We start from the raw sequence: 23472 nt of genomic DNA, 5'->3' as shown, positions 1-23472 counted from the left end.
GTCTCAGACCTTTTCGACTTCTGGCCGGCCCAAGATGCCGGAAGGCAGGAAGATCAGGACGATCGCCAGGATCGAGAAGGCGGCGACGTCCTTGTAGTCGATCGAGAAATAGGCCGACCACATGCTCTCGATGAAGCCGATGAGGAGGCCGCCCAGCACGGCACCTGGCAATGAGCCGATGCCGCCAAGAACCGCCGCCGTGAAAGCTTTTACCCCGGGCGTAAAGCCGTCCGAGAAGGCGATGACGCCGTAATACATCAGGAACAGCGTGCCGGCGACGGCCGCAAGGGCTGCGCCCATGATGAAGGTGATCGAGATGGTGCGATCGACGTCGATGCCGAGCAGTGCGGCCATCTTGCGGTCCTGCTCGCAGGCGCGTTGCGCCCGGCCGAGCGAGGTTTTGTTGACCAGGTACCAGAACAGCGCCAGCAGCAAAGCGGTGACGATGACGATGATGATCTGCTTCAGCGACATGCTGACGCCGTTGATGTTGTAGACCTGGCTGACCATCGGCGGGATCGGCTTGTTGCGGGGGCCTTGCGTCACCTGGACGAAGTTCGACAGCGCGATCGACATGCCGATGGCGGTGATCAGCGGCGCCAGCCGGAACGAACCGCGCAGCGGCCGGTAGGCCACCTTCTCGATGGTCCAGTTGTAGAGGCTGGTGAGCAGCATCGCCACGATCATCATGACCAGCAGCGCGATGACCACGGGCACCGAATAAAACAGCGCGCCGAGGATGAGGAAGACGATCAGTGCCGTGAAGGCGCCCACCATGAAGATGTCACCATGGGCGAAATTGATCATGCCGATGATGCCGTAGACCATCGTGTAGCCGATTGCGATCAGCCCATAGATCGATCCCAGCGTCAGCCCATTGATAAGCTGCTGGACAAAATACTGCATGTGTACATGGCTCCCCTGGAATGTCGCCCATGCAGACGCATTCCTTTTCGTATTTCCCCTAGTCGTAAAGTTTCGAGCCCGGATTGCAACGTGATTTTTTCGACCGCTCCGCGTGGTTCCAAGTCACGTCTTCCCGATCGCCCGTTTTTCGCACCCAGCCCCTGGACTATCGCGGACCCTACCATTGGCATAACGCAATGTCTTTGACGATTGGGCCGCATCATGCGCTCCGTTTCGAAGAAATCACCGTCAAGATTAGGTGATGAGAAGAATCGTTGCGTTCCTGACATGGTTCGTTTTTTCGTCACACTCCTTTCCGTAAGGTCAGGATTCTCCTACTTGACCACGAAACCATGCGCGAACGGGTCGCGGTCGTCGATGAAGATGGTGTTCAGTCCGGTCATGCGCGCCCAGCCGCCGATCGAGGGGATGATCGCCGGCTTGCCAGCCACGGTGACCTCTTTTTCGACCTTGCCCTTGAACAGCGAGCCGATGATCGATTCATGGACGAAGGCGTCGCCTGCCCTGAGCTTGCCCTTGGCATGAAGCTGCGCCATGCGCGCCGATGTGCCGGTGCCGCAGGGCGAGCGATCGATCGCCTTATCGCCGTAGAAAACGGCATTGCGGGCATCGGCGCCCTCGACCGTCGGCTTGCCGGTCCACAGCATGTGCGACAACCCGGCGATGCCGGGGTTCTCCGGATGCACGAAGGAATACTTCTCGTTGAGCCGCTGCCGCACCACCGGGCTCCAGGCGATGAAGTCGCCGGCGGAATAGTCGGCCATGTCGCGATAGTTCGCCTGCGGTTCGACGATGGCATAGAAATTGCCGCCATAGGCGACATCGACGGTTATTTCACCCAGCCCTGGACATTCGACTGTCAGCCCTTCGGCATGGAGGAAGGACGGCACATTGGTGATGCGCACCTCCTCGACATACTCGCCGACCTGCTTGTATTCGGCGATGACCAGGCCGGCCGGCGTGTCGAGCCTGAGCACGCCCGGCGTCTTCGGCTTGATCAAGTCGTGCTCGATGGCCATCGTCACCGTGCCTATGGTGCCGTGGCCGCACATGGGCAGGCAACCGGACGTCTCGATGAACAGGATGGCGATGTCGCAATCCTCGCGTGTCGGCGGATAGAGGATCGAGCCGGACATCACGTCATGGCCGCGCGGCTCGAACATCAGGCCGGTGCGGATCCAGTCATATTCGGCGAGGAAATGCGCGCGCCGTTCCATCATCGTCGAGCCCTGCAGCAGCGGCCCGCCGCCGGCGACCAGCCGCACCGGGTTGCCGCAGGTGTGTCCGTCGATGCAGAAGAAGGATTTCTTGGCCATGTCGCTCCTCGAGATCAAAACCGTTGTGGGCTGAAGGGGGCCAGATCAACGGACGAAGTCTGCCCCAGAACGAATTCCCTGATCAACCGCCCGGTTGCCGCGGCCTGGGTCAGGCCGAGATGGCCGTGACCGAAGGCGTAGATCACCGACCGGCTTCGTGTCGCCTTGCCGATGACGGGCACCGAATCCGGCAGCGAGGGCCGGAACCCCATCCATTCGCGTCCGCCCGAGGGATCGAGCCCCGGAAGGAATTTCCGCGCCTTCTGCAGGAGCGCTTTCGACCTGTTGAAATTGGGTGGTCGCTCGATGCCGCCGAGTTCCACGGCACCGCCGACGCGCAGGCCCGTTTCGAGCGGGGTGATGACGAAGCCATGACCGGAAAAGATCAGCTGCCGCCTCACGTCGAAAGCGCTCGTCGGCAGCGTCGTGTTGTAGCCGCGCTCGGTCTCCAGCGGAATGCGATCGCCGAGCTGCCGCGCCAGCAGGTGCGACCAGGCGCCCGCGGCAATGACGATGTGCCTGGCTTGTCTTGTCGAGCCATCGGCCAGCGTCAGTGTCGCACCATCCTGATTCGCGGCGACGCGGTCGATGCGGGCCATCTCGAAGCGGGCGCCCTTGGACTGCGCGTAAGCCCACACCGCCTTGCCGAGCAGTTTTGGATCGGCGACCGTCTTCCATCCCGGCACGAAGGTGCCCTTGACGAAGCGCGGTGACAACCCAGGCTGCAAGCCCGCGAGGTTTTCACCTTCTACATGGCGGAAGCCGATGCCGAAGCGCTCGCGCGCCGCCCAGCCCGACAGGGAGGCGCGGAACTCGGCTTCGCTTTCGTAGAGCTCGAGCGAACCGTCCTCGCGCAGCATCGGCCGCGTGCCGGACCGATCGAGCAGATCCATCCATTCGGCCTCGGCAAGCTTCATCATGCCGGCCTGGGCCGTCAGGCTCGCCTCGTATTTCCCTGGCGCGCCGGCGCGCCAGAACCGGATCAGCCAGGGCAGCAGCTTGGGCAGGTAGGCGGGCGGGATGCTGAGCGGGCCGAGTGGATCGGCCAGCCATTTCGGCAGCTGCCTGATCATGCCCTTGTGCGCCAGCGGCAGCACGTCGGAAAAAGCAAAGGCGGCGGCATTGCCTGAGCTCGTCTCCTCGCAGATGCCGGTGCGATCGAAGACCGTGACATCCAGCCCGGCCTCGGCGAGGAAGGCAGCCGCGCAAATACCGATGATGCCGCCACCGACGATGGCAATGTCTTTCCCTTCTCCCCGTTCACGGTTAGAAGGTGCCCGAAGGGCGGGGCGGCGCCCCGCTTCTGTCGATTTGGTACTTCCTGTCACGTGGCGCTGCCCTTCACCTGGCTGCCGGCATCTTCTCCTTAGAACTGTGGCAGTGTCGGCCGTACCGCCAGCGCATCCTTGACGATCTTCTCGACGGTCTTGCGGCGTTCGCCCGACAGCGGCATGCGCGGCATGCGGACGCGATCGTTGGTGTTGATGGCGAACACTTCGGCAAGCTTGATGTTCTGCACCAGATAGGTCGAGACATCGAGGTCGAGCAGCGGCCGGAACCAGCGGTAGATGGCGAGCGCCTCTTCGCGGCGGCCGTGCTTCATCAGCTGGTAGATGGCGACGGTCTCGCGCGGGAAGGCGGTGACCAGGCCGGCCACCCAGCCTATGGCGCCCACCGACAGCGCCTCGAAGGCGAGGTTGTCGACACCGGTGAACAGGTCGTAGCGGCTGCCCAGGCGGTTGATGATCTCGGTCGAGCGGCGGATGTCGTCGGAAGATTCCTTGATGGCGACGAAGCGCTTGTCCGATGCCAGCTCCTCCATCTGGTCGACGGTTACGTCGACGCGGTAGGCGAGCCGGTTGGAATAGATCATGACCGGCAGGTCGCCGGCCTGGGCCACGGCGCGCAGGGCTGCCACGGTCTCTTCCGCGTTGGTGTGGTAGATCGGGCTCGGCACCACCATCAGGCCGTTGGCGCCTTCCTTGGCGGCGCGCCTGGCGATGCTGGTCGCCTCGCGGGTGCCGGCCTCGTTGACGGTCAGCAGCACCGGCTTCTTGCCTGCGATCTTCTGCGCGGTCTTCAGCACCTCGATCTTCTCGTCAGGCGACAGCATCGGCCCTTCGCCGAGCGAGCCGCAGACGGTGATGCCGTCGCAGCCCGCCTCCATCTGCAAGCTGAAGCAACGTTCCATTTCGGCGTGGTCGAGCCGGTCGTCGGCGGTGAATTTGGTCGTGACGGCGGGGAAAACTCCGGTCCACATGGCTATTTCTCCATCTGATATATCAGCCGTATATCTGTTAGGAAAGCCGCTGTCAATGCGGAATCCGTTATGATATATTCTAGATATATCAGGAGACCGGCTTTGATATCCATGGAAGCAACCACCCTCTCCGAGCCCGCGGCGACCAAGGCCTACCGTGTCCTTGAGCACATGATCGTCACGCTCGAACTGGCCCCGGCGAGTTTTGTCACCGAGGGCTCCTTGATCGAGCGGCTGGCGCTCGGCCGCACGCCGGTGCGCGAGGCGATCCAGCGGCTGGCCTGGGAAGGGCTGCTCGACGTCAGGCCCCGCGCCGGCATCGCGATCGCGCCGCTGCATCCGGGCGACTGGCTGCGTGTGCTCGATGCCCGGCGCGGCGTCGAGGTGGTGCTCGCACGATCAGCCGCCCGTTTCGTCACCCGCGAGGCCGCCGACCTGTTTCACGAGGCGGCGCTCGCCATGCAGAAGGCAGTGATATCTGGCAATGTGCTTGCCTTCATCCAGGCCGACAAGGCGCTCGACGAGGCGCTGGCGCTGGCCGCCGACAACCCGTTCGCCGCCCGGCTCGCCGCCCCCCTGCAGACCCACAGCCGCCGCTTCTGGTTCCGCTACAAGGCGGACACCGGGCTGGCGGAATCCGCCGAGCACCATGTAGCACTGATCCGCTCGATCCTGGACGGCGACGAGGAAGGCGCCGCCAAGGACGCCAAGAAACTGATGGCTCTGCTGCGCGGCCATGCCGAGGTGGCCGCGACGCGCTAACTGCAAAAATAGTTCAGGCGCCCGGCAAGGCCGCCTTGATCGTTGGGCTGTCCCAGCCCTCGCCGACCGACAGGATGCAACTCTGGCCCTTCGTGTCGGAAGCCAGAACCGTCCAGCTGCCTTGATCGGAAACGAACACTTCGAGGACCACATTGGGATTGATCAGGCCGCGCCCGGCTTCGCTTTCGTGGAAGTTCTCGCCGAGCGCTTTCACGATATCGGCGCGTGCCGCGCATTGCCCGGCCGCATTTGCCTGAGCAGCGCCGGTGCACATCGCCATCGCCGCAACGAACAGTGTCGCCGTAAGACGTCGTGTCATCTGACACCTCCTTGCGCCGGACGATGCAATGCCACCGGCCCGCCGTGCGGCGCCCTGGTTGTCTGCCGGGCCTCCTCCACGGCAGGATTGCAGCCCTAAGTCCCGCGAGCCCCCGCCGGTTCCATCACATTAACGTTTGCAAACAAAAGGCCTAAGCCCGGAGACTTAGGCCTTGAGTAAAATCGCGTCTTCTCGTCCGGTCAGTCCATCGTCGGGATGACGAACTCGCATCATCCTTGATGCCTGCCCGCGCCCGCAGCGAGGACGCGCAGACGAAGAAAACGTCCGGCTAGTTCATCGTCGGGATGACGAATTCGGCGCCATCCTTGATGCCGGCCCGCGCGCCCGCAGCCGAAGGCGAGGACGCGCAAGCTAGAAATCGTCCGGCTAGTTCATCGTCGGGATGACGAATTCGGCGCCATCCTTGATGCCCGACGGCCAGCGCGAGGTCACCGTCTTGGTCTTGGTATAGAAGCGGAACGCGTCCGGGCCGTGCTGGTTGAGGTCGCCGAAGGAAGACGCCTTCCAGCCGCCGAAAGTGTAGTAGGCGATCGGCACCGGGATCGGCACGTTGACGCCGACCATGCCGACCTGAACACGGCTGGCGAAGTCGCGCGCCGCGTCGCCGTCGCGGGTGAAGATGGCGACGCCATTGCCCATCTCGTGATCGTTGGCGAGCTTGATGGCGTTCTCATAGGTCGGCGCGCGCACCACCGAGAGCACCGGTCCAAAGATCTCTTCCTTGTAGATGCGCATGTCCGCCGTCACGTTGTCGAACAGGCAACCGCCCATATAGTAGCCGTCCTCATAGCCCTGCATCTTGAAGCCGCGGCCGTCGACGACGAGCGTGGCGCCTTCCTTGACGCCGGTATCGACGTAGCCCTTGACGCGCTCCAGCGCCTGGGCGGTGACCAGCGGGCCGAAATCGGCGGCCGAGTCCGTCGACGGTCCGACCTTCAGGCTCTCGACGCGCGGGATCAGCTTTTCCATCAGCCGGTTGGCGGTGTCGTTGCCGACCGGCACGGCCACCGAGATCGCCATGCAGCGCTCGCCGGCCGAGCCGTAACCGGCGCCGATCAGCGCGTCGACGGTCTGGTCCATGTCGGCGTCGGGCATGATGATCATATGGTTCTTGGCACCGCCGAAGCACTGCACGCGCTTGCCGGCCGCCGTGCCGCGCGAATAGATGTAGTGGGCGATCGGCGTCGAGCCGACAAAGCCGATGGCCTTGATGTCGGGATCGTCGAGGATAGCGTCGACGACATCCTTGTCGCCGTTGACGACGTTGAGGATACCGGCCGGCAGGCCGGCCTCGATGAACAGCTCGGCAATGCGCATCGGCACGCCCGGATCACGCTCCGAAGGCTTCAGGATGAAGGCGTTGCCGCAGGCGATCGCTGGTGCGATCTTCCAAAGCGGGATCATCGCCGGGAAATTGAACGGCGTGATGCCGGCGACGACGCCGAGCGGCTGGCGCATCGAATAGACGTCGATGCCGGGACCGGCGCCGTCGGTGAACTCACCCTTCATCATATGCGGCGCGCCGATGCAGACCTCTACGACTTCGAGGCCACGCTGGATGTCGCCCTTGGCGTCGGCGATGGTCTTGCCATGTTCGCGCGCCAGGATCTCGGCCAGTTCGTCATAGTCGCGGGCGACCAGTTCGAGGAATTTCATCAGCACGCGCACGCGGCGCTGCGGATTGGTCGCCGCCCATTTGGGCTGCGCGGCCTTGGCATTCTCGACCGCCGCGCGCAGCTCCGCCTGCGAGGCCAGCGCCACCGTGCCGCGCACCGTGCCGTCCATCGGCTGCATGACGTCCTGCTTGCGGCCGCTGGTGCCGGCGACACGCTTGCCGCCGATGAAATGACCGTAGTCGATCATGATTTCTCTCCCTTTATTTGTGATGCCGTATTGTCCGCCTTTGCGGCGGCGAAGGCAACGCGAGGGAGAACGCAACCGTTGTGCGGAAAATAGATAACAAGCGAGGGCTGTGCATCAATTGCCGCAAATGGTAAGGTATGCTGGACATCACTGGCATGGTTATATTGAGTTCTGTGGAACGCGACGTTGACGATTGCCCGCCGGAGCATCCCGATGAACTGGGATGACGTCCGCATCTTCCTCGCCGTGGCGCGTGCCGGCCAGATTCTTGGCGCCGCGCGCCGGCTGGAGCTCAACCATGCCACAGTCTCGCGCCGCATCGCGGCCCTTGAGGAAGCACTGAGGACAAAACTCTTTCGCCGGCTGACCACCGGCAGCGAGCTGACGCCGGCCGGCGAGCGCTTCCTCGATATCGCCGAGCGCATGGAGGGCGACATGATCGCCGCGCGCTCGACCATATCAGGCGAAGGAGATGACGTGTCCGGCACCGTGCGCATCGGCGCACCCGACGGCTTCGGCGTCGCCTTCCTGGCCAAGCGGCTGGGCGAACTCACCGCCCTTCACCGCGAACTCACCATCCAGCTCGTGCCGGTGCCGCGCTCCTTCTCGCTGTCGCGGCGCGAAGCCGATATCGCGATCACCGTCGAACGGCCGACCGAAGGCCGGCTGGTGGCGGGAAAATTGGTCGACTATTCGCTCGGCCTGTTCGCCTCCCGCGCCTACGCCGAAGCCCATGGCTTGCCCCAAACCGCCGCCGAACTCGGCCAGCACACACTGATCGGCTATGTGCCGGATCTCATCGTCAGCCCTTCGCTCGACTATGCCGCAGAATTCAGCGCGGACTGGCGCACCAGCTTCGCCATCTCCTCGGCACTCGGCCAGGCCGAAGCCGTGCGCTCGGGCGCCGGCATCGGCATCCTGCACACCTTCGTCGCCCGCTCGATCCCGGAGTTGGTGGCCGTCGATGTCGTCGCGCCTATCCGCCGCGCCTACTGGCTGGTCTATCACGAATCGGTCAGGCCGCTGCGCCGCGTCCAGATCGTCGCCAGCTTCATCACCAAGGCGGTCGAGCGCGAGCGGGGCCTCTTCCTGTAGCAGCGCCGTCACGGCGAAACAGCAAGGTTTCCACACGCCGCCTTTTCCTTGCCACAAAACCGCACAGTGTGGCATCACCGGTCGCCGGCCATGGGTGGCTGTCGGGTGGGGAAATCTTTCAGAAAGCTGGCGCGGATATACATGCGAGCCGTTCTTGCCATCCTGCCGCTGCTGTTCGTCTCCGCATGCGCCAACCCATGGACAAAAGTGCCGGAAGCCGAATTGCCCAAACCGATCCGCTACGTCATGGCGCGCCCGTCGCCTTTCGTCATCGGAAATTACTGCGGTCCCGGCACCCGCACCGGCGATCTGTCGGCCCGGCCGGTCGACCGCCTCGACGCCGTTTGCCGAACCCATGACGCCTGCTACATCGCCCGCCGCAATCATTGCGACTGCGATGGCGCCCTCGTCGCCTCGGCGAGGGCAATTCGCGACGACAAGACGGCGCCCCGCAAGCTGCGCAGCGAGGCGGAACTGCTGATTGCCACCTTCACCATCCCTGTCTGCAAGGTTTTTCCGCAAGGTTTCATGCCGCCGCGCGACCCCGCACAGTTGAGCGCCATGAAGGCCGGAGCCGCCGGGTGAACGTCCGCACCGCCGTCATGCTCGCCCTGTTCGGACTGGCCGCCCTTGCTGGCTGTGCCGGCGCAGGCGGCAATGCCTGCGACCTCCTGGAGGGACAGGAGGCTTGCGCGCGGCCCTCGCTGTCGGCCAGCACGCCCGGGGCACAGGTCGCGGCGGCGCAGTTTTTCGGAGATACCGGCGACAGCGACTATGAACGACGGTTCCTGGCGCTGCTTGCCAACAACCAGCTCGGCGCCATGGACCGTGCCAACGGCACCGGCCCCTTCGGGCGCAACCGCCGCGATGTCCAGAACCGCGATGTCCAGGCGACATATTCGACGCTACGGCAACTGGCCGGACCGGTTGCCAACATACATCTGCCGCCAGCCGGCATAGGCAGCGGCGACGGCCATTTCGACGGCCGCTGGCGGGTGTCGCGGCAGACGCTCTATATCGATGCGGCGGCGCGTCCTTCGGCGCCCAAGACCTTCGATTTCTCCGGCCTGCAGGCGCGCAGCACCGAGATCGTCGTGCGCCAGGCAGGCAAGCAGCCGGCCGACATCGAGGGCACTTGCGACGGGGCATTGGCGATCCGCGCCGCGGGAACCTCACGCATCATTGCCGCCGGCGCCACATTCGGCTTTCGTCTGTTGGGCGAGGACGACACGGTCAGCCTGTTTCCGGGTGACAGCCTGAACCGGTGCACGGCAAGGATCCGCTCCAGCCTTGCGGCCACCGGCGCGCCCCTCACCATCCGGCGCGAAGAGACCAGCGATCCGGCGCTCGCCAGCTTGGACAGCCGCTACCAGCGCTGCCCGGTCCCCAGCGGCGCCGGCATCGACGCCCTCGAGCGCGCCTTCTATGCCGGCCGCTGGCTGTCGCAGACCTGCGCCATGCCGATCGGCGAGCCCAGGCTGCTGCGCAAGTCGCGCGACGGCTTCAATGCCAAGGTCGAGGCGCTGATGGGCGCGCCGCTGTCCGATGCGACAATAGACAACGGTGACCCCGAACTGCCGCTCGATTTCTCGAAGGCGCCAACGCTGAAGCTGATCTATCTGTCCTCGCTCGAGTTCAAGGCGGACTTTTCCGGCCGTATCTTCGAACGATTGATCCGCCATCATGCAGCGCTTGGCACCAAGGTGCGCATCACGGTGACCGACGTGCTGGAACGCGACAAGGACGACGCCATGCTGCACCGCCTGGCGGCCGAATTCCCCAATGTCGAATTGCAGGAATATCGCTGGCAGGCGGACCATGGCGCGCCGATCGACGAGCAGATTTCACAATTGCACAAGGTCCATCATATCAAGATGCTGGCGACGCTGGCGCAGGACCCCGCGCGTTCGCGCGTCATCATCGGCGGCCGCAACATCCATGACGGCTTCCTGTTCCACCAGCCCATCGACCTGTCGCGCTATCCGGACCTCGAGCAATATGGCAAGACCGACGGATTTTCGCTGAACTACTATTCGAACTGGAGCGACTTCGACATCGAGTTCGCCGACCGGGCGACGGTCGAGACGCTGGCCGCGCATCTGTCGACGATATGGCTGCGCGACGCCGACACCAACCTGGCGCGCCCCTTCTCTGTCCCGGTCCACGAAGATGGTCACCCCCAAGGCAATGCCCGGCATTTCATCTCGGTGCCCTATGAGGATGATCATGCGCTGGAGGCTTATTTCGTCGAGCTTGTCGATGCCGCCCAGCACCGTATCCAGATCGTCAACCCTTACCTCAATTTGACCCCCAGCCTCGCCGAGGCCTTTGACCGGGCACTCGCCCGCGGCGTCAGGATCGACATTGTCGGCCGCATCGACCTCAAGGGCGACATCGGCGGCAAGTTCCTTACCGCGCTGAACAAGCTGTTCGTCGAAAAATATGGCGACCGCATCGACATCCGCGAGTTCAAGGCGCCTGACGTGGTGCTGCATTCCAAGATCATGATGATCGACGAAAGGCTGGTCGCCATTTCCTCGGTCAACCTCAACAACCGCAGCTTCTTCCACGATTCGGAGAACGGCATGATGGTGCTCGACCCCGCCTTCTACGCCAGGATGAAGCCGGTCTATGATGATTATCTCGCGCACTCGAACCCGGTTTCCACCAAGGTGACGATCCCGTGGGCCTACCGGCTGCTGTTCGACGAGGCGTGGGTCAAGCAGGCGTTCTGATGCATGTCGCCCAATAATGGCCCCGGTTTTGGGGCTACGACATGCATCAAAGCAAAGAACAAAGCGCGTCGGCCAGACGCGCAGGCCGCTATTTCAGATAGCGCTCCTGCGCCAGGGCACGCACGTCGATGTCGGGTACCCGGTTCGACATGATGTCGGCCAGCACCTTGGCCGAGCCGCAGGCCATGGTCCAGCCGAGCGTGCCATGGCCGGTGTTGAGAAAGAGGTTCGACAGTTCGGTGCGGCCGATCAGCGGCGGTCCGTCCGGCGTCATCGGCCGCAGCCCGCACCAGAAAGTCGCTTCGCGCATGGCGCCAGCGCCGGGAAAGAGATCGCCGACCGAGTGTTCGAGGGTTCGGCGCCGCGATTCGTGCAGCCTGAGATCGAAGCCGGAAATCTCGGCCGTGCCGCCGACGCGGATGCGGTCGCCGAGCCGAGTGATTGCGACCTTGTAGGTTTCGTCCATCACCGTCGACACCGGTGCGGCGGCGGCGTCCTTGATCGGCACCGTGATCGAATAGCCCTTGACCGGATAGACCGGGATCGGCCGCTTCATCCGGCGCATGAGGCCCGCCGAGTAGCTGCCCAGCGCCATCACATAGGCATCGGCGGTCTTGAAACCCTTGCTTGTGCTGAGATTGGCGACGCGATTGCGGCTGCGGATGACGCGCCAGATCGTCACGTCGTATTCGAACTTGACGCCGCGCGCCACGCAGAGCTCGGTCAGCTTGTCGGTGAACATCTTGCAGTCGCCGGTCTCGTCGTGCGGCAGCCTCAACCCGCCGACGAACTTATCGCGCACCGCGGCCAGCGCCGGCTCGGCCGCGATACAGCCGTTCGGATCGAGGATCTCATAGGGCACGCCATATTTCTTCAGCACCTCGACATCGCCTGACGTGCCGTCGAGCTGCTTTTGCGTGCGAAACAGCTGCAGCGTGCCCTGGGTCCGCTCGTCATAGGCAATGCCCGTTGCTTCGCGTAGCGTCTTCAGCGTGTCGCGACTGTATTCCGCCAGCGGCACCATGCGCGATTTGTTGATGGCGTAGCGCTCGGCGGTGCAGTTGCGCAGCATCTTGACCAGCCATGTCCACATATGCGGGTCGAAGGCCGGCCGCACCACCAGCGGGCCATGCTTCATCAAGAGCCACTTGAGCGCCTTGAGCGGAATGCCGGGGCCGGCCCAGGGCGAGGCATAGCCGGGCGAAATCTCGCCGGCATTGGCAAAGCTGGTTTCCAGCGCCGGGCCTTTCTGGCGGTCGATCACCGTCACCTCATGGCCGGCCTCGGCGAGATAATAGGCCGTGGTCACCCCGATGACGCCACTGCCCAGCACCATGATCTTCATTCATTCACTCCTCACGCCATGTCCTTCATGCCGATGGACACGGCCGCATCTGCGATTCGCACACGATCGCCGGCGAAAATCGATTCCGATCTTCGCGACCTTGCGCCATGGCTTTCATGCCGCCGACGGACCGGGGTCGTCATCTCTCTCTGTCTGCCGCATTCCTGCCGTCCCGCCAAGAGGCCGGATAGAAATGTCGGCGCTGTAGACGAGGGTCAGTCCGTGCGGCCGCGGTCCGCCAGCGGCGGCTCTTTCCCGGGCTGCCCGCCGCGCGGCTTCCGGCTGATAGAGCACCGCCTTGATCCGGATCAGTTCGCGCCTGCCGTCGGGATGCTCGAGCGAAGCCGTCTGGCCTTGCGCCATGCCAACCATGCACAGCCCGCGCCTGGTTGCCACCGACAGGCTGGAGCCGACTGGTCCACGTATTTCGCTCTGCACCAGGGTGCGCGTCTCGGCCACACCGGCATCGACGCAAAACACCACCCGGCTGTTCAGCGTCACGATATCGGCTTCGATCGACTCGATGGGCACGACGCCGGCATTGGAAAGCTTTTCTTCGATCATCCGGACTATCGGATCCGCGAGGGCCCGTCGGCGCCCAAGCATCACTTCCAGGAGGGCGAAATCCTTCGTCGTCAGGCGGCAGCTTCCGTTTTTCATCACCGCCTCCACGATCAGTATTCGCCGCCGCAGACGGGCGTATCGACGGCCTCCACGATCACCGACAGTTTGCGGCCGCCACGACCGCTCCAGCACACCACCTGCCCGATGCTAGCGCCGACCAGCGCCGTTCCCATCGGCGTTAGCACCGAGATCCGGTTTTCGGCAATATCGGCGTCGCCTGGATAGACCAGCGTGATGTGCTTGATATCACCGCTTTCGCCGCGAACCGTGACCGTCGATCCCATTCGCACTACGTCGGTCGGCATTGCCTCCGCTTCCGTGATCACTGCCCGGTCCAACTCCGCGAGCAACTCTTCAGCCGTCTCGGGCGCGCGGTCGAGCACGGTGCGCGCCAGACCGGTCAACCTGTCATGGTCGGTGTCGCTGATCAGAATCTGGGCGGATGGACGCAGTCCCGTTGCATGTTGCATGACAAACCTCATGGATCGGCGCATTGGACAGATGCGCGCTTGCCGCCGCGCTGACGGCGGCCTGATGAAAGCCGGCAGCCGCGGAAAGCGGTGCGGCTTGATGGCGATGGGTGGATGTATGGATGCCCCGGGACGGACGAACGCCGGAAGGCGGCCGCGCCGGGGCTACGATCCCGCGATCGGGCAGACCCTGAACAAGGTTCTGATATAAGCGAGGTTGCTCATGCGCCGAACCTTGCCGACAGGCGTCCGCTTGTCAAGCGCGGCCAGACCGCTCAACCGCTGACATAGTGCCGGTGGAAGCGCGTGCCGAGACTGGCCAGGATTTCGTAACCGATGGTGCCGGCATGGCCGGCGGCGTCGTCGACGCTTTGCGAAGGGCCGAGCAGTTCGACGAGATCTCCTTCGCGAAGCTTGCCGGGCGGCAGGGCGGAAATGTCGAGAATGATCGAATCCATCGACACGCGCCCGAGGAAGGGCAGGCGCGCCCCCTCGAACCAGGCGGCCGACGCTGACCGCCGCAGCCAGCCATCCGCATAGCCGAACGAAATCGTCGCCAGGCTGAGCGGCCCTTCCGCGTGATAGGTGTGGCCATAGCCGATGCCGGTGCCCTGTTCGACGCTGCGCGTCTGCGCCACCTTGGCCTGCAGCCGCACCACGGGCAGCATCGGATTGGGTTCGGCAGGCGTCGGATTGATGCCGTAGAGCGCGGCGCCAGGGCGGGCGAGATCATAATGATAGGACGGTCCGAGAAAGATGCCGGAGGAATTGGCGAGCGAGGCGGGCGCCTCGGGCAGCATGGCGCGCAGCCGCTCGAACGCCAGCCGCTGCTGTTCATTGGCGGGATGGTCAGGCTCGTCGGCACAGGCCAGGTGGCTCATCACATATCTGACGTCGATGCCGTCGAACGCGGTGGCATCACCGGCCACCGCCTCGACTTCGGCTGGTGCCATGCCAAGCCGCGACATGCCGCTGTCGACCTGGATAGCGGCCGGGAGTTTTCGGCCAACGCGATGTGCCGCCGCGCGCCAGGCTTTCAACTGCGCGCCACTGTTGACGACCGCGCAGAGATCGGACGCGACCGCTTCCGGCTCGGAGCCTGGCGGCAGTCCGTTCAGCACGTAGATCTCAGGTCCGGCCCCGATTGCCTTGCGCAGCGCGATGCCTTCCGCCAGCAGCGCGACGAAGAAGACGTCGCAGCCTTCTTCCGCCAGCACCGATGCCACTTGGCTCGCGCCGAGACCGTAGCCGTCGGCCTTGACCACGCCGGCGTAGCGCACGCCGCCCAGCCTTGCCTTCAGCCGCCGGTGGTTTTCGCGGATCGCACTGAGATCGATGGTGAGAATGGCCCCGGCCGCCGCCTCGCTTACGGCAGCGCCATCATCGGGCGGCAATCTTGTGGGGGCGTCGTTCATGGCGACCCTCCTTGTAGCGGATAAGATATCAATAGGACCGCTGGGCCGGCACGGCAACAGCGGCCCTCGAACCACGGCCGACGCGCGACATACTAGGGAACCAGGTGCCGGAACGCCGCCACCACATCTTCATAGACCTGGCGTTTGAACGGCACGATCAGGTCGGGAAGATCCTGCATCGGCCGCCACGACCACTTGTCGAATTCGGCGATATGGCCGCCCGGCGGCGGGTTGATCTGGATCTCGCTGGTATCGCCATGGAAGCGGAAGGCGAACCATTTTTGCGTCTGGCCGCGATACCTGCCCTTGAAGGCGATACCGACGAGGTGGTCCGGCAGATCGTAGTTGATCCAGTCCGGCGCTTCGGCCAGCATCGAGACGCTGCGCATGCCCGTCTCCTCATAGAGCTCCCGCTCCGCGGCCTGCAGCGGATCCTCGCCCATGTCGATGCCGCCTTGCGGCATCTGCCAGAGCTGCGTGGTGCCGGCGAATTCGCTGTCGGGTTCGGCAATGCGATGCCCGACCCAGACCAGCCCCTCGCCATTGAGGATCATCAACCCGACACAGGGCCGATAGGGCAGCGTTTCGCGGTCGACTTTTTTGGCCATAGGTGAAGTTCCAGCCGTTTTGAGAATTCGCTCTGGTGAGGCAGGTGGCGAGTGATTTCGAGAACCGGAGCGGAGCGTAGTTAAAGTACGCGAGCACCGGAAGCGCGGAAAGCGCCGCCAGATGCCCGCCGGAGTGGAATTATCAAGACGGCTGTTAGCCTTTTTGTGGATCGACGGCCACCGCTGAAATCGGCACGATCTCGACGCCGCGCTTCTTGGCCTCGGCCACCCATGACGACACCGTGTCGACCGTCAGGTCGAAAGCCGAGCCGATGCCGACGGCCGTGCCCTTCGCACGCGCGGTCGCTTCGAGACTGTCGAGTTTCTTCAGGATGGCGCCGCGATCCTGCACCGCGTCGATCACTGTGTCGCCGGCGACGAAAGGCACGCCATCCTTCAGCGCCACGTCTGGCGCCAGGCTGCGCGCCGACGAGCCATCGTCGATATAGGCGAGGCCCCTTTTGCCGAGCTCGGCCATGAACGGCTGCATCGCCGCCGCGTCGGAGGAAAAACGCGCGCCCATATAGTTCATGACGCCGGTATAGTTCGTCGTCCGCGACAGCGCCCAGTGCAGGTTTTTCAGATTCTCGTCGGGGGTCGCCGCCACCGTCAGCGTGTTGCGGCCGGGGTTGACGTGGGGATAGTCGAACGGTTCGAGCGGCACCTGCATGACGATCTCATGACCGCTATGCCTCGCTGCCTGCATCCAGCGGCCGATGCTGTTACCCTGTGGCGCGAAGGCCAGCGTCACTTCCGCCGGCAGCTTGGCAATGGCCGCCTGGGTGCCGGTCTGTGAAACCGCGAGGCCGCCGATGACGATCGCCACACGTGCGCCGCGTGTGCCGGACCATGGCCGCGCATAAACGTCGAACGGCCGCCGGCCATCGGCGGAGCGCATCGGCAAGGGTCCGGTTTCACTGGCTTCTATCAGCGCCCTGTCGGGAATATGCGCGATCTTGAGGTTCTGGCCGACGGTCGACGGATCGCGAATGACGATTGCCGCCTTGGGTGGGCCATCGCCTTCTTCAGTCTGCACATGGATGATCTGCGGACCGCCCGTCTTCGCCGGCGTGTCCACTTTTGGCGTCGCTGCCGGGGCCAATGCGGGAGACGACGCGGCGGGCGCGGCCGCTGCAGTCACTTTCGGCGTCGAAACGGCGACTTCCTGCGGTTTTCGAAACGGCTTTTCCCGGAGCGCGATCGCGGCCGAGACGCCAACCACGGCCAGCACGACCGCGCTCGCCGCGATCACGCCTATGCTGATCTTGCCGGCGGCACGCGGCGCCCGGACAGTCTGTCCAAGCGGGCGTTCGATGTCCTTGCCGATATCAGCCAAGCCCTGTCCCCGGTGCACGGTTCCGAAGACGACCTCCTTCGGCAACAGATGCACGAAATCATCAATCCTGGCGCCCGCCTGGCGCCGTATATGGAGGCCTGGTCCTGCCCCCCGAATCAAACTGCCGGAACCTTTCGGTCCCGGCAGCATCGCATTGCTTCGTTCAACCGGCCAGACCGGTTGCCGACCTTACTGATTGAGCACGGCCTTTTCCGGATTGGGCGGGAAGGACGGATCGGTCTTCTGGCCGCGCAGCAGCTGCTCGGCATAGATGAGCTGCAGGTCGTTCTTCGGATCCGGCGGCACATAGGCTGCGGAACCGGAGCCGGTCTTGCTCTCGTCGGCACCCTTGATATGGCCCTTGAGATCGGATTCGCCGCGCGTCAGGTCCCTGCCCTGCAGTTCCGGCGGCAGCGGCTGGTCTACCTTGATGTCGGGCGTGATGCCCTTGCCCTGGATCGATTTGCCCGACGGCGTGTAATAGAGCGCCGTCGTCAGTCTGAGCGCGCCATTCTCGCCGAGCGGGATGATGGTCTGCACCGAGCCCTTGCCGAAGGACTGCGTGCCGACCACCGTGACGCGGCGCAAGTCCTGCAGCGCGCCGGCGACGATTTCCGAAGCGCTGGCCGAGCCGCCATTGACGAGCACGATCATCGGCTTGCCGTTGATGTCGTCGGTCTGCTTCGGCTTGGCGTCGAAGCGGGTGACGTCCTTCGGATCGCGGCCGCGCGTCGAGACGATCTCGCCGCGCTTCAGGAAGGCATCCGACACGCTCACCGCCTGGTCGAGCAGGCCGCCCGGATTGAGGCGCAGGTCGAGCACATAGCCCTTGAGCTTGTCGTCCGGCACCTGCTTCTTGATGGTGTCGATGGCGTTCTCGAGGTCGTCATAGGTCTTTTCGGTGAAGGAGGTGATCTTCATGTAACCGATGTCGTTCTCGACCCGGAACTTGACCGCCTTGACCTTGATGATGTCGCGCACCACCGTCAGTTCGATCGGCTTGTCGGCGCCCTGACGCAGGATGGTGAGCTTGATTGGCGTGTTGACCAGGCCGCGCATCTTGTCGACCGCGTCGTTGAGCGTCAGGCCGCGAACCTCCTCGCCGTCGATCTTGGCGATATAGTCGCCGGCCAGCACGCCCGCCTTGGCAGCCGGCGTGTCGTCGATCGGCGTGATCACCTTGACCAGGTCGTTCTCCATGGTGACCTCGATGCCGAGGCCGCCGAACTCGCCCTTGGTCTGCACGCGCATGTCCTGCGCCTGCTCGGCGTTCATGTAGGAGGAATGCGGGTCTAGCGACGAAAGCATGCCGTTGATGGCGTTCTCGACCAGCGACTTGTCGTCGGGCGGGGTCACATACTGCGCCCGCACCCGCTCGAAGATGTCGCCGAAGATCGCCAGTTGCTTGTAGGTCTCCGACCCTGCAGCGTTCGCCGCCGAGCCGGGTGCGCCATAGACAAGGCTCATGGCGGAGGCGCCCATCAGCGCACCGGCAATCAGAAGCGACAGTTTCCGCATCATTTCACGTCCTTCCAGAAAAACGGTCCGCCCACCATGGGGCCGGATCGACGGGTTTTCCATCCTTGCGGAACTCGACATAGAGTTCCGGCGTGGCATTTCCATTCTTCGAAACCGAGGTGCTTGCCACCCGGGCTTCTCCCATCGCACCGACCGGCTCTCCTGCGAGCACTGACTGGCCAGTCGCGACGCTGATTCTGCTCATCCCAGCCAGGACGACATGATAACCGTCGCCGGCATTGAGGATCAAGAGCTGACCATAGGAGCGAAACGGCCCCGCATAAAGCACATTCCCATCCGCCGGCGCGGTAACGATGGCTCCCGATTGTGTCGCAACCATGTCCCCAAGCATCAAGGCGCCGTTACCGTCGTCGGCGCCGAACCGGCGTCTGATGCGGCCCGTGACCGGCAAGGCGATCTGTCCCTGCAGTGCCGAGAAAGGCGTCGCAGCGGTCAACCTGTTGCCTTCGGGAACCGGCAGCGATGCCGTCTGGTCGCCGCCGGGCTCGGCCTTTGCCGCATCGGCTGCCTTCGCGGCATCCGCGGCCTTGCGGTTCTTGTCGGCCTGCGCTTCGAGCGAAGCGATCAGATCCTTCAGGCTGCTGGCCTTGGCCGCCAACTGCTCGGAACGTTGCTGTTCGGCCGCCATCTGCGCCTTCGTGTCGGTCTCGAGCTTCTGCTTGGCCTCCAGCAGCATGCCGAGCCGCTTCTTCTCCGCCGCCTGGTCGCCGACCGCTGCCGTCAGCCGCGTCCGCTCGGCCTCGATCGAGGCCGTCACCCGGGTCTGCTCCTTGAGGTCGGCCAGCAGACTGTCGGTCTGCTGGCGCAATTCCGGCACCACGGCGCCGAGCAGGATGGCGCTGCGCACCGACGACAGCGCGTCCTCCGGCTTGACCAGGATCGCCGGCGGCGGATTGAGCCCCATGCGCTGCAGGGCGCCCAGCACTTCGGCCAGCACGTCGCGTCGCGCCGCCAGTGAAGCGCGGATCTTCTGTTGCTGGCCCTTCAGCCCTTCCAGCTTGGCGCCGATGTCCTCGATGTCCTGGCCGAGCTTCTGCTCGGTCATCGCCGACTGGATCAACGCGGCGGTGATCGAGGCATGGTCCTTCTTGACCGCCGCGATATCGGCGGCGAGCTTCGCCAGCCGTTCCGACGACAGCGTTATTTCCTTGGAAACCTGCTCGTATTCGGCGCGGCTCTGGTCCGGATCGGGCGCCATGTCGAGCGTGTTCTCGGCCCGCACCGCATGGAGCCACAGAAGCACCGCCGCCGCCGCGATACCGCAGCGCGCGCGCCAGGAGCTCCCGGTCGATGAGCCCGTCGTCGATTTCCAGCCTTCAGACATTCGCGATCGATTCTATCCGCGGCTTCGTTAACGAATCATCAACCATGTTAGCGCCTGTCGCCCAAGGGGTTCGCAATAACGCCCTGCAAAGCAAAAGCAGCACCCAGAATGAATTTTACGCGGCATTGGGGCTAAATTCGGTGCGATCCGGCGGCTTTCAGGATCTGTGATAGGGATGGCCCGACAGGATCGTCGCCACCCTGTAAAGTTGTTCGCCCAGCATCACGCGCACCAGTTGATGCGGCCAGGTGAGCGCCCCGAACGACAGCACCAGCTCGGCTTGGTCACGCAGCGGCGGATCGTGGCCGTCGGCGCCGCCAATGGCGAGCACCAGCGCCTTGCGTCCGCCATCGCGCAACTGCCCGATACGGCCAGCGAAATCCTGCGAGGACAGGCTCTTGCCTCTTTCATCGAGCAGGATCAATGCCGTGCCTGGCTGCAGCTGCGCCTGAAGGCGCGAGCCTTCGTCGCGCTGCCGCTCGCTGGCGCTCTGCGCGCGGCCCTCGGCGATCTCGGTGATGCCGGCGAATTCGAGCCCCACGGCGGGTCCGCTCTTGGCGAAGCGCTCGAAATAGCGGTCGGCCAACTCCCGCTCGGGGCCGGCTTTCATTCGGCCCACGGCATGAACTGAAATCTTCATCCTCGCCTCTATAAGCCGCTAGTGCATGTCACCCAAGGGTGGGAGCCGGTTTTTCGGCATGGCATGCATCAACAAAGGCGGCCTAGTGGAGGGTCTCTTCCTCGAGGTCCGGCGCCTGCCACATCTTTTCGAGATTGTAGAATTCGCGGACTTCGGGGCGGAAGACATGGACGATGATATCGCCAGAATCGATCAGGACCCAGTCGGCACCGGACAATCCCTCGACGCGCGCAGTGCCGAGGCCGGCATCCTTGAGCGCCTTAAGGAGATGATCGGCGACAGCCGCGACATGACGGTGCGATCGACCCGACGCGACGACCATGTAGTCGCCGAGGCTCGATTTTCCCTGAATGTCGATTGAGACAATATTTTCGGCCTTGGAGTCTTCCAGACTGGCAAGGACTGTCTTGATGGCACGGGACACGGCGTCGTCTACGCTGATCCTGGCCGGCGAAGGCATGATATCGGCCTTCTTCCGCAGTGCTGTTCTCAGTGTATTTCCTTTCGCAGCAAGAACAACCAAATCACCCCTTGAAGCAGGTGACACCCCTTAGATAGGCAGAGTTCCGTTGCAGTTTCAAGACGGAGCCCCAACTCACGCGAACTCGCCGACTGGTATATTGTTCCACGCGAGACGCAGAAACATCGGAACCCAGGCGTTCCGCAGCGGTTATCGGCTGACCGACCAACCGGAATCCCGCCATGCCGATCGACCCGCAGAACACCCTTCTCACCGTCCAGGCCGGCCTCGCGCAGCTGAGTACGCTGATCGTTTCCTATTCCTTCTCCGCCATCGGCGCCGTCATCCTCCTGGTGGTCGGCTACATCGTTGCCAACCTTGCCGAGCGCTCGATCTCGGCTGGCCTCGGCCATATCCACGGTTTCGACGCGACGCTGCGGCATTTCTTTTCCAAGATCGTCCGCTACGCCATCCTGATCCTCGTTGTCATCATGGTGCTCGGCCAGTTCGGCGTGCAGACCGCATCGATCATCGCAGCGATCGGCGCCATCGGCCTGGCCATCGGTCTCGCCCTGCAAGGCACGCTGCAGAACATCGCCGCCGGCATCATGCTTCTGGCGCTGCGGCCGTTCCGCATCGGCGAATCGGTCGAGGTCGGCGCCATTGCCGGTTCGGTCGAGGAAATCGGCCTCTTCGCCACCAAGCTCAGGACCGCCGACGGCGTCTACATACTGGCCCCCAATTCGACGCTGTGGAACCAACCGGTACGCAATTTCACCCGTAATGGCGTGCGTCGCACCGACATCACGCTCAGCATCGGCTCCTGGAACGACATAGACGGCGCGCAGAAGACATTGCTTGGCATTGCCGGCGCCGAGAAGCGCATCCGCCGCGAACCGGCGCCGATCGCCTTCGTGGGCGCACTCGGCGATACGACCGTTTCGCTCACCTTGCGCTTCTGGACCGCGGCGGCGGACTACTTCGCCACCCAGATCGATATGACCAAACGCGCCAAGCAGGCCTTCGACAGCGAAGGCATCTCCATCCCGCTGCCACCCCCGGAAGCACCGTCGCCAGAGACCCGCAAGCAGTAATCAACCGCCTCTGCGGCGGGCCTCTTCGTCCGGCGCGAAGGCGAGTTCCACCGGCAAGGGTGCTTGCGCCGACATCGGCGCGAAACTGCCCGTGGCGGCCGCCGGAACGGGCCGCACCGCGATCACCCGCCACAGCACGAACAGGCAGAATGCCGAGGCGATGACGATGCCGACATAGATGAAGGTTGCCGTGCCGAAGACGGCGGAAAGCGCCGTGACGATGCCTGGCACGATGAAGCCGGCGAGCGACCAGGCGAACAGCATCGAGCTCGACAGGGCAAGCAGTTCATCCTTCCTGGCGCGGTCGGCGGCATGCGCGCTGGAGAGCGCGTAGATCGATTCCGCCGCCCCGTCCCAGATCAGGTAGATCACCAAGAGGGCCATCAGCGCACCGCCGTCGAAGGCTACGGCCAGCACGCTGGCGAAGACCGCGAGCGCCGCGGCGCCGGCAAGCACGTAACGCCGATCAGTGCGGTCGGACAGCCAGCCAAGCGGTATCTGCAGGATCAGCGTGCCGACCGGCATGGCCGACAACAGCAGCGCCACGTCGGCCTGGCTATAACCCTTGGCCGTGGCATGGATGGGGGCGAAGCCTGAAATGATCATCGACAGGCCGCCGACCGCCAGCATGCCAGCGACGCCGACCGGCGAAATCCGCCAGGCCTGGCGCAGCGCCACCGAAGCAGCCTGCGGCGCCGGCGGCTGGGCAAGGCGCGTCATGCCGACAGGCAGGATCGACAGAGCGGTGAAGGTGATGCCGATCAACGACGCCGCGGCCGTGTGGATGTCGATGACGGCAAGCGTCGCATAGCCGACGCCAAGGCCGGCAACGTAGGCGACGTAGAACACCGCCATCACCCGGCCGCGTATGGCGTTCGGCAGCGCGTCGTTGAGCCAGCTCTGGGCGACAATGAACAGCCCGCATATGGCAAAGCCGTAAAGTGCACGCGCCACGATCCACAGCAGCGGATGCGGTCCGGCTCCGATGGCCGCATTGGACAGCGCGATCAGTGCCGACAGCACCATGAAGGCGCGTGCGTGGCCGACCCTGCGCACCAGCGGGCCGGTCAGGATACAGCCGGCAAGGCCGCCGGCCGACAGGCCGGTGACGATCAGCCCTGCCCAGACCGGGTCGAACCCCTCCACGCCGAGCCGGACGGGGATATAGGCGAACATCAGCCCGTTGCCGATGGCAATCAGCGCCATCGACACGATGACGCTGGCAATCGCGATCAGCGGCGTCGGTGCACTGCCCTGTTTCGGATCGATTTTGGGGTGGGTTTTCTTTTGGACCGCCATGGCTGATCAGCATCGCCCAT

Annotated in this window: 22 protein-coding genes; 5 read left to right on the top strand and 17 right to left on the bottom strand. The window is 64.2% G+C overall.

The genetic code is table 11. The features are described 5' to 3' along the window. Positions 1-3 precede the first annotated feature (3 nt). From O7B34_RS26290 to O7B34_RS26275, 4 genes are all read right to left on the bottom strand, one after another. Positions 4-906, bottom strand: coding sequence for a branched-chain amino acid ABC transporter permease (locus O7B34_RS26290; protein WP_337148771.1), 903 nt, complete (start codon positions 904-906; stop codon positions 4-6). Positions 907-1241: 335 nt separating this feature from the next. Continuing rightward, entirely contained in the window at positions 1242-2243 is a 1002-nt protein-coding gene (locus O7B34_RS26285) for a 4-hydroxyproline epimerase (protein WP_337148770.1), read from the bottom strand. 14 nt (positions 2244-2257) lie between these two features. Further along, the gene (locus O7B34_RS26280) at positions 2258-3571 is read right to left on the bottom strand and encodes an NAD(P)/FAD-dependent oxidoreductase (RefSeq protein WP_337148769.1); all 1314 of its coding nucleotides are present in this window, start codon (positions 3569-3571) and stop codon (positions 2258-2260) included. Positions 3572-3609: 38 nt separating this feature from the next. Further along, the gene (locus tag O7B34_RS26275; protein WP_337148768.1) at positions 3610-4503 is read right to left on the bottom strand and encodes a dihydrodipicolinate synthase family protein; all 894 of its coding nucleotides are present in this window, start codon (positions 4501-4503) and stop codon (positions 3610-3612) included. A 69-nt stretch (positions 4504-4572) separates the two neighbouring features. Here O7B34_RS26275 and O7B34_RS26270 point away from each other — a divergent pair, with 69 nt between their 5' ends. Then, a complete protein-coding gene (locus O7B34_RS26270) occupies positions 4573-5265 on the top strand; it encodes a GntR family transcriptional regulator (RefSeq protein ID WP_442921003.1) in 693 nt (230 codons plus the stop codon). Between the two features lie 13 nt (positions 5266-5278). Here O7B34_RS26270 and O7B34_RS26265 read toward each other — a convergent pair whose 3' ends face one another. Together O7B34_RS26265 and O7B34_RS26260 are read right to left on the bottom strand one after the other, a co-directional pair. Beyond that, the gene (locus tag O7B34_RS26265) at positions 5279-5584 is read right to left on the bottom strand and encodes a hypothetical protein (protein WP_027141741.1); all 306 of its coding nucleotides are present in this window, start codon (positions 5582-5584) and stop codon (positions 5279-5281) included. Positions 5585-5971: 387 nt separating this feature from the next. Next, complete coding sequence (locus O7B34_RS26260) at positions 5972-7468, bottom strand: CoA-acylating methylmalonate-semialdehyde dehydrogenase (protein WP_337148766.1); 1497 nt, start codon at positions 7466-7468, stop codon at positions 5972-5974. A 213-nt stretch (positions 7469-7681) separates the two neighbouring features. Between O7B34_RS26260 and O7B34_RS26255 the strand changes: the two genes are divergently transcribed. The 3 genes from O7B34_RS26255 to O7B34_RS26245 all read left to right on the top strand — a co-directional run bounded on the left by O7B34_RS26255 (position 7682) and on the right by O7B34_RS26245 (position 11298). Beyond that, the gene (locus tag O7B34_RS26255) at positions 7682-8563 is read left to right on the top strand and encodes a LysR family transcriptional regulator (RefSeq protein ID WP_337148764.1); all 882 of its coding nucleotides are present in this window, start codon (positions 7682-7684) and stop codon (positions 8561-8563) included. Between the two features lie 141 nt (positions 8564-8704). Then, positions 8705-9148 carry a hypothetical protein gene (locus O7B34_RS26250; protein WP_337148762.1) on the top strand — a complete coding sequence of 148 codons (444 nt, stop codon included), beginning with the start codon at positions 8705-8707 and terminating at the stop codon, positions 9146-9148. Between the two features lie 17 nt (positions 9149-9165). Next, positions 9166-11298 (top strand): phospholipase D-like domain-containing protein, encoded by a 2133-nt coding sequence (locus tag O7B34_RS26245; protein ID WP_442921004.1) that lies wholly within the window; start codon positions 9166-9168, stop codon positions 11296-11298. 88 nt (positions 11299-11386) lie between these two features. Here the strand turns inward: O7B34_RS26245 and O7B34_RS26240 are convergent, their stop codons facing one another. From O7B34_RS26240 to rsfS, 10 genes are all read right to left on the bottom strand, one after another. Next, positions 11387-12643 (bottom strand): D-amino acid dehydrogenase, encoded by a 1257-nt coding sequence (locus O7B34_RS26240; protein WP_337148760.1) that lies wholly within the window; start codon positions 12641-12643, stop codon positions 11387-11389. 114 nt (positions 12644-12757) lie between these two features. Then, entirely contained in the window at positions 12758-13303 is a 546-nt protein-coding gene (locus O7B34_RS26235; RefSeq protein WP_337148759.1) for a nucleoside-diphosphate kinase, read from the bottom strand. A 14-nt stretch (positions 13304-13317) separates the two neighbouring features. Continuing rightward, the gene (gene rnk / locus O7B34_RS26230; RefSeq protein WP_337148758.1) at positions 13318-13737 is read right to left on the bottom strand and encodes a nucleoside diphosphate kinase regulator; all 420 of its coding nucleotides are present in this window, start codon (positions 13735-13737) and stop codon (positions 13318-13320) included. A 275-nt stretch (positions 13738-14012) separates the two neighbouring features. Beyond that, positions 14013-15152, bottom strand: a complete 1140-nt coding sequence (alr, locus tag O7B34_RS26225) for an alanine racemase (RefSeq protein ID WP_337148757.1) — start codon at positions 15150-15152, stop codon at positions 14013-14015. 92 nt (positions 15153-15244) lie between these two features. Next, positions 15245-15760, bottom strand: coding sequence for an RNA pyrophosphohydrolase (locus O7B34_RS26220; RefSeq protein ID WP_337148756.1), 516 nt, complete (start codon positions 15758-15760; stop codon positions 15245-15247). Between the two features lie 154 nt (positions 15761-15914). Beyond that, positions 15915-17096, bottom strand: coding sequence for a divergent polysaccharide deacetylase family protein (locus O7B34_RS26215; protein ID WP_337148824.1), 1182 nt, complete (start codon positions 17094-17096; stop codon positions 15915-15917). Between the two features lie 189 nt (positions 17097-17285). After that, positions 17286-18617: a S41 family peptidase gene (locus O7B34_RS26210; RefSeq protein WP_027141729.1), complete on the bottom strand. Its 1332-nt coding sequence runs from the start codon at positions 18615-18617 to the stop codon at positions 17286-17288. A 1-nt stretch (position 18618) separates the two neighbouring features. Further along, on the bottom strand, positions 18619-19959 hold the full coding sequence (locus O7B34_RS26205; RefSeq protein ID WP_337148755.1) for a murein hydrolase activator EnvC family protein: 1341 nt from the start codon (positions 19957-19959) through the stop codon (positions 18619-18621). A gap of 157 nt (positions 19960-20116) precedes the next feature. After that, entirely contained in the window at positions 20117-20599 is a 483-nt protein-coding gene (gene rlmH, locus O7B34_RS26200) for a 23S rRNA (pseudouridine(1915)-N(3))-methyltransferase RlmH (RefSeq protein ID WP_337142352.1), read from the bottom strand. An 82-nt stretch (positions 20600-20681) separates the two neighbouring features. Then, positions 20682-21059 carry a ribosome silencing factor gene (gene rsfS / locus O7B34_RS26195; RefSeq protein ID WP_015315198.1) on the bottom strand — a complete coding sequence of 126 codons (378 nt, stop codon included), beginning with the start codon at positions 21057-21059 and terminating at the stop codon, positions 20682-20684. A gap of 242 nt (positions 21060-21301) precedes the next feature. On the opposite strand from rsfS, the gene O7B34_RS26190 reads away from it, so the two are divergent. Further along, positions 21302-22153 carry a mechanosensitive ion channel family protein gene (locus O7B34_RS26190; RefSeq protein ID WP_337148754.1) on the top strand — a complete coding sequence of 284 codons (852 nt, stop codon included), beginning with the start codon at positions 21302-21304 and terminating at the stop codon, positions 22151-22153. Here O7B34_RS26190 and O7B34_RS26185 read toward each other — a convergent pair whose 3' ends face one another. Then, positions 22154-23452 (bottom strand): MFS transporter, encoded by a 1299-nt coding sequence (locus tag O7B34_RS26185; protein ID WP_337148752.1) that lies wholly within the window; start codon positions 23450-23452, stop codon positions 22154-22156. Positions 23453-23472 lie beyond the last annotated feature (20 nt).

The sequence above is a fragment of the Mesorhizobium sp. Cs1299R1N3 genome (assembly GCF_037179625.1).
Lineage (GTDB): Bacteria > Pseudomonadota > Alphaproteobacteria > Rhizobiales > Rhizobiaceae > Mesorhizobium > Mesorhizobium salmacidum.
Note: the sequence above shows the minus strand (reverse complement) of the source record. Positions and strands in the feature narration are given on the sequence as shown.